This window comes from Kitasatospora nipponensis (genome assembly GCF_039528135.1).
In the GTDB taxonomy this organism is placed as follows: domain Bacteria; phylum Actinomycetota; class Actinomycetes; order Streptomycetales; family Streptomycetaceae; genus Kitasatospora; species Kitasatospora nipponensis.
Map to the genome: position 1 here is coordinate 1 of NZ_BAAALF010000268.1, position 8,282 is coordinate 8,282.

Annotated in this window: 9 protein-coding genes; 4 read left to right on the forward strand and 5 right to left on the reverse strand. The window is 75.5% G+C overall.

The genetic code is table 11. The features are described from left to right. Positions 1–812 (forward strand): diacylglycerol/lipid kinase family protein (locus ABD323_RS37725; RefSeq protein ID WP_344446617.1); only part of this gene is annotated, 812 nt, incomplete at its 5' end. Positions 813–949: 137 nt separating this feature from the next. Next, entirely contained in the window at positions 950–1,999 is a 1,050-nt protein-coding gene (locus ABD323_RS37730; protein WP_344446618.1) for an aldo/keto reductase, read from the forward strand. 74 nt (positions 2,000–2,073) lie between these two features. On the opposite strand, the gene ABD323_RS37735 is transcribed toward ABD323_RS37730, so the two are convergent. Together ABD323_RS37735 and ABD323_RS37740 are read right to left on the reverse strand one after the other, a co-directional pair. Then, on the reverse strand, positions 2,074–2,820 hold the full coding sequence (locus tag ABD323_RS37735; RefSeq protein WP_344446619.1) for a DUF2785 domain-containing protein: 747 nt from the start codon (positions 2,818–2,820) through the stop codon (positions 2,074–2,076). Then, a complete protein-coding gene (locus tag ABD323_RS37740) occupies positions 2,813–3,637 on the reverse strand; it encodes a DNA-formamidopyrimidine glycosylase family protein (protein ID WP_344446620.1) in 825 nt (274 codons plus the stop codon). Before ABD323_RS37740 ends, ABD323_RS37735 begins: the two co-directional genes overlap by 8 nt. Before the next feature lie 110 nt (positions 3,638–3,747). On the opposite strand from ABD323_RS37740, the gene ABD323_RS37745 reads away from it, so the two are divergent. After that, a complete protein-coding gene (locus ABD323_RS37745) occupies positions 3,748–5,142 on the forward strand; it encodes an NADP-dependent succinic semialdehyde dehydrogenase (RefSeq protein ID WP_344446621.1) in 1,395 nt (464 codons plus the stop codon). Between the two features lie 77 nt (positions 5,143–5,219). On the opposite strand, the gene ABD323_RS37750 is transcribed toward ABD323_RS37745, so the two are convergent. Together ABD323_RS37750 and ABD323_RS37755 are read right to left on the reverse strand one after the other, a co-directional pair. After that, positions 5,220–5,369 carry a hypothetical protein gene (locus tag ABD323_RS37750; RefSeq protein ID WP_344446622.1) on the reverse strand — a complete coding sequence of 50 codons (150 nt, stop codon included), beginning with the start codon at positions 5,367–5,369 and terminating at the stop codon, positions 5,220–5,222. A 223-nt stretch (positions 5,370–5,592) separates the two neighbouring features. Next, positions 5,593–6,450 carry a VOC family protein gene (locus tag ABD323_RS37755; RefSeq protein WP_344446623.1) on the reverse strand — a complete coding sequence of 286 codons (858 nt, stop codon included), beginning with the start codon at positions 6,448–6,450 and terminating at the stop codon, positions 5,593–5,595. A 164-nt stretch (positions 6,451–6,614) separates the two neighbouring features. Here ABD323_RS37755 and ABD323_RS37760 point away from each other — a divergent pair, with 164 nt between their 5' ends. Next, positions 6,615–7,721: an AI-2E family transporter gene (locus tag ABD323_RS37760; protein ID WP_344446624.1), complete on the forward strand. Its 1,107-nt coding sequence runs from the start codon at positions 6,615–6,617 to the stop codon at positions 7,719–7,721. 17 nt (positions 7,722–7,738) lie between these two features. Here the strand turns inward: ABD323_RS37760 and ABD323_RS37765 are convergent. Beyond that, a partial coding sequence (locus ABD323_RS37765; RefSeq protein ID WP_486327162.1) for a WD40 repeat domain-containing protein occupies positions 7,739–8,282 on the reverse strand: 544 nt, incomplete at its 5' end.

Below are 8,282 nucleotides of genomic sequence, written 5' to 3' on the forward strand. Positions count from 1 at the left end.
GCGAGGAGGGCGAGGAGTTGCCCGCCCTGCGGGCCGGGGGGGCGGGAGGGGCCCGCGCGGAGGGCGGCGCGCTGGGCGTCTGCGGCGGCGACGGCACGGTCAACCTGGAGGCGGCCCTGGCCGCCAAGCACGGGCTGCCGCTCGCGGTCTTCCCCGGCGGCACCCTCAACCACTTCGCCGCCGACGCCGGCATCGAGGACTTCGCGGCCACCGCCGAGGCGGTCCTGGCCGGCGCCGGCGTCGCGGTGGACCTCGGCGTGCTGAGGGCTCCGGGCGGTGAGCGGCACCGGGTCTTCCTCAACACCTTCAGCATCGGCATCTACCCCGACCTGGTGCGGCTGCGCGAGCGCTGGGAACACCGGATCGGCAAGTGGCCGGCCCTCGCGCTGGCCGTGGCCCGGCTGCTGCCCGCCGCCGAGCCCACCGAGCTGGAGATCGCCGGCGAGCGGCGGCGGGTCTGGCTGCTCTTCGCCGGCAACGGGCGCTACCGGCGCCACGGGATGGCACCGTCCACCCGCGACCGCCTGGACGCCGGGGTGCTCGACGTGCGCCTGGTGGACGCCGGTCACCGCTTCGCGCGGCTGCGCCTGGTGCTGGCCTTCCTGACCGGCGCGCTCGACCGGACCCCGGTCTACCGCACCGCCCGGCTGACCCGGCTGCGGCTGGGCGGTCTCCAGAAGGTGCGTCATCTCAGCCTGGACGGCGAGGCGTTGCCCGCGCCCGACGCGCTGGAGCTCGGCGCGCTCGAAGGGGGCCTGCTGGTCTACCGCCCGGCCGTCCCGAGCCGGTCCGGCCCGCCCGAGCACGGTTGACTTCGAGTGCGCTCCACCTCCTAGAGTGCGGCTGCCGGGCACCGCGCGGCGGCCCGCGGCGCCCCACTCGTGCCCCGCCGCCTGCCCGTCCCCGGCCCCCGCACCAGCACCGCACCAGCACCGCAGGAGGACGACCAATGCGCTACCGCACCCTGGGCCGCACCGGCATCGAGGTCAGCACGTACTGCCTGGGCACCATGATGTTCGGCGCGGTCGGCAACCGGGACCACGACGACTGCGCCCGGATCGTGCACGCCGCCCTCGACCAGGGGATCAACTTCGTCGACACCGCCGACATGTACTCGGCCGGCGAGTCGGAGGAGATCGTCGGCAAGGCCCTGCACGGCCGCCGGGACGACGTGGTGCTCGCCACCAAGGTGCACTTCCCGATGGGCGAGGGCCGCAACCGCGGCGGCAACTCGCGGCGTTGGATCCTCACCGCGGTGGAGGACAGCCTGCGCCGGCTGCGGACCGACCGGATCGACCTCTACCAGGTGCACCGCCCGGACGAGTCCACCGACATCGAGGAGACCCTCTCGGTCCTCGGCGATCTGGTGCGGCAGGGCAAGATCCGCGCCTTCGGCTGCTCCACCTTCCCCGCCGAGGAGATCGTCGAGGCGCAGCACGTGGCCGAGCGCCGCGGTCTGCAACGGCTGCGCACCGAGCAACCGCCGTACTCGATCCTGGCCCGTGGCATCGAGGCGTCGGTGCTGCCGGTCTGCCAGCGCTACGGCATGGGGGTGCTGACCTGGGCGCCACTCGCGGCGGGCTTCCTGACCGGCCGCTACCGCGAGGGCCGGCCCGTCGACCTGACCGCCGGGCGCGCCGCGCTCACCCCGCACCGCTTCGACCCGGCGATCGCGCAGAACGCCGCCAAACTGCGGGTGGTCGAGGAGCTGGTCGAGCTCGCGGGGGACCTCGGCTGCTCGCTGCCCGAGCTCGCGGTGGCGTTCCCGCTGGCCCACCCGGGCGTCACCTCGGTCATCCTCGGGCCGCGCACCCACGAGCAGCTCGACGGCCTGCTGAAGGGCGCCGCGCTCACCCTGGACGACGCCGCCCTCGACCGGATCGACGCGATCGTGCCGCCCGGGACCGACGTCTACCAGCCGGACGGCGTCTGGCGGGCGCCGGCGCTGGCCGATCCGGCCCGCCGCCGGCGCCCGGCGGCCGAGCGCAGCGCGAGCTGAGCCCGGCGCCGGCCGAGCCCACCGGCCGAGCGCAGCACCGGCCGAGCGCAGCACGGGTCGAGCCCGGCGCGCGCTCAGGCCAGGTACGGCGAGATGATCGCCAGCACCTCCACCAGCCGCCCGCGCACCGCCTCCCGGTGGGTCAACTGCCGCCGCTCACCGTCCCCGTGGCGCTCGGTGCGCACCCCGCGCTCGGCACACAGGGCCAGCATCCACAGCGTCCGCAGGGTGTTGCTGGCGTGGTAGGGCACCGGGCCCGGCTCGCCGGCCAGGAAGTCGGCGGCCACCGCGTCCAGCCAGTCGACCGACTGGGCGGGCGTCAGCTCGGGGCGGGTCAGCGTGCGGGCGAGCGCGTAGCCGAGCCGCTCGTCCTCCATCGCGTCCCAGAGCTGCCCGGCCGGTGCGAGCATCCGGGCCGCGCCCAGCTCCAGCAGGGCGGCCGGGTCGGCGGGGCTGTGCAGGCCCAGCGCGCCGAGCAGGTCGGCGCCGTGCGCCACGGCGTGCAGCCAGCCCAGCTCGCCGTCGTAGCCGCGCAGGTCCCGCTCGGCGGGGTACCAGCGGGCGAACGCGGCCACCCAGTGCGGCGCGTAGCTGCCCTGCTCGACCAGAGCCGCCAGGATCAGCGGCGCGAAGGTGCGCGCCTGGATCTGCGGGTCCTCGAACCGCTCGGCCATCGCGTCGCCCAACTCGAGCCGCTGCTGCGGCTCCAGGCGCGGTATCAGCGCGCGCAGCGCGGGGTAGGCCCGCTCGTCGCGGACCACCGGGTCGGGCGAGCGCAGCGCCTGGCTCAGCTCGGTCATCGTCTGCTGAAGATCATCCATGCCGGCCGACCCTACCGCCCCCCTGCGGTGCCGGGCCCGACTGGCAGCGCGGGCACCAGAACGCCACCCGCTGCTGCGGCGCGAGGCCCTGGGTGGCGGTGCGCACCGTGCTGCCGCAGCGGCGGCACGGCAGGCCGGCCCGGCCGTACACCCAGTGGCTGCGGTCGGGGCGCGTCTCCCCGGTGGTGACGTGACCGGGGCGCAGCCGGTTCGCGTGGAGCAGGCGCTGGGCCAGCGCGAGCAGCCGCTGCGGCGCGGGCAGCTCGCCGACCGGGGTCCACGGGGTGACGGCGGCCATGAAGCAGAGCTCGTTGGCGTAGACGTTGCCGATGCCGGCCAGGTTGCGCTGGTCGAGCAGCGCCTCGCCGGTGGGCCGGGCGGGGGCCAGGGCCAGGCGGCGCAGCGCCTCGTCCGGATCCCAGTCGGGGCCGAGCAGGTCCGGACCGAGATGGCCGACGGCCCGCTCCTCGTGCTCGGTGCGCAGCAGCTCGACCACCGGCAGGCGGTAGCCCACCGCGACGCACTCCGCGGTGCCGAGCACCGCGCGCACCTGGTGGGCCGGCCCGCCGCTCCACGGCTCGCCGGGCCGGTGGAGCAGCCAGCGGCCGTCCATCCGCAGGTGGGTGTGCAGGGTCAGGCCGCCCTCCAGCCGGGTGAGCAGGTGCTTGCCGCGCGGCGCCACCTCCAGCACCCGGCGCCCCGTCAGCTCGGCGGTGGCGTGCGCGGGCACCCGCAGCTCGGCGGTGGTCAGCAGTCGGCCGGCCAGCGCCTCGTGCAGCTGGGCGGCGGTGCGGAAAACGGTGTCTCCCTCGGGCATGTCTTCCAGCATGCACCCGCCGCCCGCCCCGCTACTCTCGATCCTGTGTGTCACCGGCCCGCGGCCTGCTGCCGCGTGCGCCGTCCGCAGCGGCCCTCAGGAGGCGACCGATGGCGATCGCGACCGTCAACCCGGCGACTGGACAGACTCTTCGGACCTTCGAGCCGTACTCGGCCGAGGCCGTCGAGCAGCGCCTGGCCCGCGCGACGCAGACCTTCGCGCAGTACCGGCTGACCGATTTCGGCCAGCGCGCGCAACTGATGCACCGGGCGGCCGAGCTGCTGGACGCCGACCGGGAGACCATCGCGCGGCTGATGACCACCGAGATGGGCAAGCCGCTGGTGGCCGCCCGCGCGGAGGCCGCCAAGTGCGCGAAGGCGATGCGCTGGTACGCCGACCGGGCGCCGGGGCTGCTGGCCGACGAGCACCCCTCGATCGCGGACGTCGCGGACGCGGGCGCCTCGCGGGCCTGGGTGCGCTACCGCCCGCTGGGCGTGGTGCTGGCCGTCATGCCGTGGAACTTCCCGCTCTGGCAGGTGATCCGCTTCGCCGCCCCCGCGCTGATGGCGGGCAACGTGGGCCTGCTCAAGCACGCCTCGAACGTGCCGCAGACCGCGCTCTACCTGGAGGACCTCTTCCGCGGCGCCGGTTTCCCGGACGGCTGCTTCCAGACCCTGCTGATCGGCTCCGGCGCCGTGGAGGGGGTGCTGCGGGACCCGCGGGTGGCCGCGGCCACCCTGACCGGCAGCGAGGGGGCCGGCCGGTCGGTGGCCTCGGTGGCCGGCGACGAGGTGAAGAAGACGGTGCTGGAGCTGGGCGGCAGCGACCCGTTCGTGGTGCTGCCCTCGGCCGACGTGCAGGCGGCCGCCCGGACGGCGGTGACCGCCCGGGTGCAGAACAACGGGCAGTCCTGCATCGCGGCCAAGCGGTTCATCGTGCACACCGACGTCTACGACGAGTTCACCACCGCCTTCACGGCCGCGATGGGCGCGCTGCGGATGGGCGACCCGATGGACGAGGGCACCGAGGTCGGTCCGCTGGCCACCCGGCAGGGCCGCGACGAGCTGGCCGAGCTGGTCGCCGACGCGCTGGCGCTGGGCGCCAAGGCGGAGACCGGGGGCGCCTACCCGCAGGGGCTGGGCGAGGGCTGGTACTACCCGCCCACCGTGCTCACCGAGGTGAGCGCGCGGATGCGGATCCACCACGAGGAGGCGTTCGGGCCGGTCGCCACGGTCTACCGGGCCACCGACCTGGACCACGCGGTCGAGCTGGCCAACGACACGCCGTTCGGCCTGAGTTCCAGCGTCTGGACCCACGACGAGGCGGAGCAGGAGCGCTTCGTGCGGGACATCCAGGCCGGTGGCGTCTTCTTCAACGGCATGACCGCCTCGCACCCGGCGCTGCCCTTCGGCGGGGTGCGGCGCTCCGGGTACGGGCGGGAGCTGTCGGCGCACGGCATCAGGGAGTTCTGCAACACCACCACGGTCTGGGTGGCGGCCGGCTGAGGGCGGCCGCCGCGCGGTGGCGGGGGTGGGGCGCGGCCGGCCTCACCCCCGGGGCGGCCGCTCCCCACCGCGGCGGCTCAGTCCTCGCCGAGGACCGCGTACCACTCGGTGTCGCCACGGTCGAACGGGTCGAAGGGGTCGGCCGGCTCCACCTCCTCGCCGATCCGGCGCTGGACCTGCTCCGGCCTGACGCCGGACTCGACAGTGGCTCCGCCTTCGCGTTCCATGGGGCCTCCTTCGGCTCGATGATCGTCGGTGATCCTCGACGTTCTGCACGATCTTCATCGAGCGGCACCCCGGGGCCGGCCGTCTGCCACCCGGCGGGACCACGAGTTCGCCCGAACGGCCGCATCCGTGCGCGGCGTGCCCCCGATCGGGCCACGCCCCGCTCGTCCGGCGCTCGGACCTCGGTAGGGCTTGTCGGACGAGCCCCCCGGGCCCCGGGCCGGGTCAGTCCTGCTTGGCGCTGAGCAGCGAGAACCGGCCGCCCTGCGGGTCGCGCAGGTGCGCCACCCGGCCGTAGGGGGTGTCCAGCACCTCGCCGAGCACGTCGGCGCCGAGCCCCTCGGCCAGCTCCACGGCGGCGTCCGCGTCCGGGACCGAGAAGTACACGTTCCAGCTGGGCCGGGCCTCGGGGTCGGTGGCCACCGCCAGCGCGGCCACGCTCTGCCGCTCGGTGCGCAGCACCACCCGGTCGTGCTCCCAGCGGGTCTCCAGCTCGTCGGGGTCGCGGTTGTCCCAGGCGAAGACCTCGCCGTAGAAGAGCGCGGCGGCGAAGGCGTCGAAGGTCCGCAGCTCGATCCAGACCGGCGCGCCGGGGATGGAGCGCAGCGTCGGGCCCATCGCCGGACCGCCCTCCCAGATGCCGAACGGCGCGCCGTCCGGGTCGGCGGCGATCGCCAGGCGTCCGTCGTCGAAGCCCAGCGGACCGATCGCCACCTCCTCGGCGCGGGCCCGCACCCGCTCGGCGACCACGTCCGCGTTCTCGGCCCCGAAGTAGGTGGTCCAGTTCACCGGCAGCTGCAGGTCCGCCGAGGCGCTCAGCCCGGCGACCGCGACGCCGCCGACCATGGCGCGCACGTAGGGGCCCCAGCGGTCCGGGCCCGGGCGGAAGCTCCAGCCGAGCAGCGGACCGTAGAAGGCCTGCGCGGCGTCCAGGTCGCTGGCCATCAGGCTCACCCAGCTCGGGATCGCCGGCACGCACCGCACCGCGGGCCCCTCCGGCGCCGCGCCGGGCCGCGCCGTACCGTCCGACGCCGCGCCGTCCCGCACGGTACCGCTCGCCGCCCTGTCCGCCGCCTCGGTCATCGCTGCGCCTCCTTGCGGCCCGACCGTCCTGGCCTGGCTCTTTCTGCTCCGACCGTACTCGCACCACGCCCCGGTCGCACGGACCCGCTGCGAAGGCGCCGCCGGTGACTCCATGGCATCGTGGACACCCGGCGGCTGACGGCCCGTCGGGTGAGGGGTTCCGGATGTCAGACACGCGCACCTCCACGCGGGCGCGTCGCGCGACCGTGCGGGCGGGGATCGCGGCGGTGACCGAGCCGGGCGTCCCGGTGCGCCGGACCTGGTTCCCGATCGGCTTCGGCCTCGCGCTCGGCGCGCTGCTCGCCTACCTGCTGGTGCACTCGCTGCTGCGGATCGGCGGCCTGCTCACCCTCGTGCTGCTCGCGCTCTTCCTCGCGATCAGCCTGGAGCCGCTGGTCACCTGGCTGATCCGGCGCGGTCTGCCGCGGGCCTGGGCGGTGGCGGTCCTGGTGCTGACGGTGCTGGCGGCGCTGGCCTGGGTGTTGGCGCTGGTCATCCCGCCGCTGAGCGCGGAGGCCAACGAGCTGGCCGGGGCGGTGCCGGGCTGGCTGCAGCAGCTGCACGACCACCAGTCGGCGCTCGGCCGGCTGGAGGACCGCTACCACCTGGTCGACCGGGCGGAGCACGAGCTCAACGGCGGCAACGCGGCCACCGTGCTGAACGGGGTGCTGGACGCGGGGCAGCTGGTGCTGGACGCGCTGACCGCCATCGCGGTGGTCACCACGCTGACCCTGTACTTCCTGGCCGGCCTGCCGACCATCAAGGCCTACGGCTACCGCTTCGTGCCGGCCAGCAGGCGCCCGCGGGTCGAGGCGCTGGTCGAGGAGGTGGTGGCCCGCACCGGGCGCTTCATGTTCGCCAACCTCGCCACCTCGGCCGTCGCGGGCCTGGCCACCTTCCTGTGGCTGGAGGGCTGGGGCGTGCCCTACCCGGCCGTGCTCGGGGTCTTCGTCGCCCTGATGGACCTGGTGCCGGTGGTCGGCTCGACCATCGGCGGCGTGGTGGTCTCGCTGGTGGCGCTGGTCGTCTCGTTCCCGGTGGCGCTGGGGACGGCCGCCTTCTACGTCTTCTTCCGGCTGGCCGAGGACTACCTGATCATGCCCCGGGCGATGAAGTACGCGGTGGCGGTGCACCCGGTGGTGACGGTGCTGGCGGTGCTGGTGGGGGGCGCGCTGCTGGGCATCGTCGGCGCGCTGGTGGCGGTGCCGGTGGCGGTGGCGGTGGGGCTGGTGCTGGACGAGGTGGTCTTCCCCCGACTGCAGCAGCGCTGAGCCGGCTCGGGGCCGGGTCAGCGGCGGGCCAGTACCGCCAGCTCGCGGCCGAAGGCGACCACCAGCCGGCCGTCCGGCGCGCCGGCCAGGGCCCGGATCGGCTGCGGGAACGGCACGGGGCCGGCGAGCGGCTCACGGGTGGTCAGGTCCCACCCGCGCACCGTCCCGTCCTCGCCGCCGGAGAACAGCCGCGGGCGGCCGTCGACGCGGCTGGTGGCCAGCGCGTTCACCGCGCCGCCGTGACCGGTCATCGGCTCGCCGACCTGCTCGCCGGCGTTCAGGTCCCACAGCCGCACCGTGGCGTCGGCGCTGCCGGTCACCGCGTGCGGGCGGCCCTCCACCAGCAGCAGGGCCAGGGCGTGGACCGCGTCGGTGTGGCCGCCCAGCACCTCACCGACCTGCCGCCCGGTCGTCAGGTCCCAGTGGCGCAGCAGGCCGTCGTCGCCGCTGGAGAGGGCGTGCGGACGGCCGTCGAGCACCGCGGTCGCCACCGCGCGGACCTGGTGGGCGTGGCCGGTCATCGGCTCGCCGACCTGCCGCCCGCAGGTCAGGTCCCAGAGC

Excerpts from the sequence above, each read along its gene's own strand:
- ABD323_RS37730 (WP_344446618.1), top strand. The coding sequence starts at position 950 with ATGCGCTACCGCACCCTGGGCCGCACCGGCATCGAGGTCAGCACGTAC.
- ABD323_RS37735 (WP_344446619.1), bottom strand. The coding sequence starts at position 2,820 with ATGGATGATCTTCAGCAGACGATGACCGAGCTGAGCCAGGCGCTGCGC.
- ABD323_RS37740 (WP_344446620.1), bottom strand. The coding sequence starts at position 3,637 with ATGCCCGAGGGAGACACCGTTTTCCGCACCGCCGCCCAGCTGCACGAG.
- ABD323_RS37745 (WP_344446621.1), top strand. The coding sequence starts at position 3,748 with ATGGCGATCGCGACCGTCAACCCGGCGACTGGACAGACTCTTCGGACC.
- ABD323_RS37750 (WP_344446622.1), bottom strand. The coding sequence starts at position 5,369 with ATGGAACGCGAAGGCGGAGCCACTGTCGAGTCCGGCGTCAGGCCGGAG.
- ABD323_RS37755 (WP_344446623.1), bottom strand. The coding sequence starts at position 6,450 with ATGACCGAGGCGGCGGACAGGGCGGCGAGCGGTACCGTGCGGGACGGC.
- ABD323_RS37760 (WP_344446624.1), top strand. The coding sequence starts at position 6,615 with ATGTCAGACACGCGCACCTCCACGCGGGCGCGTCGCGCGACCGTGCGG.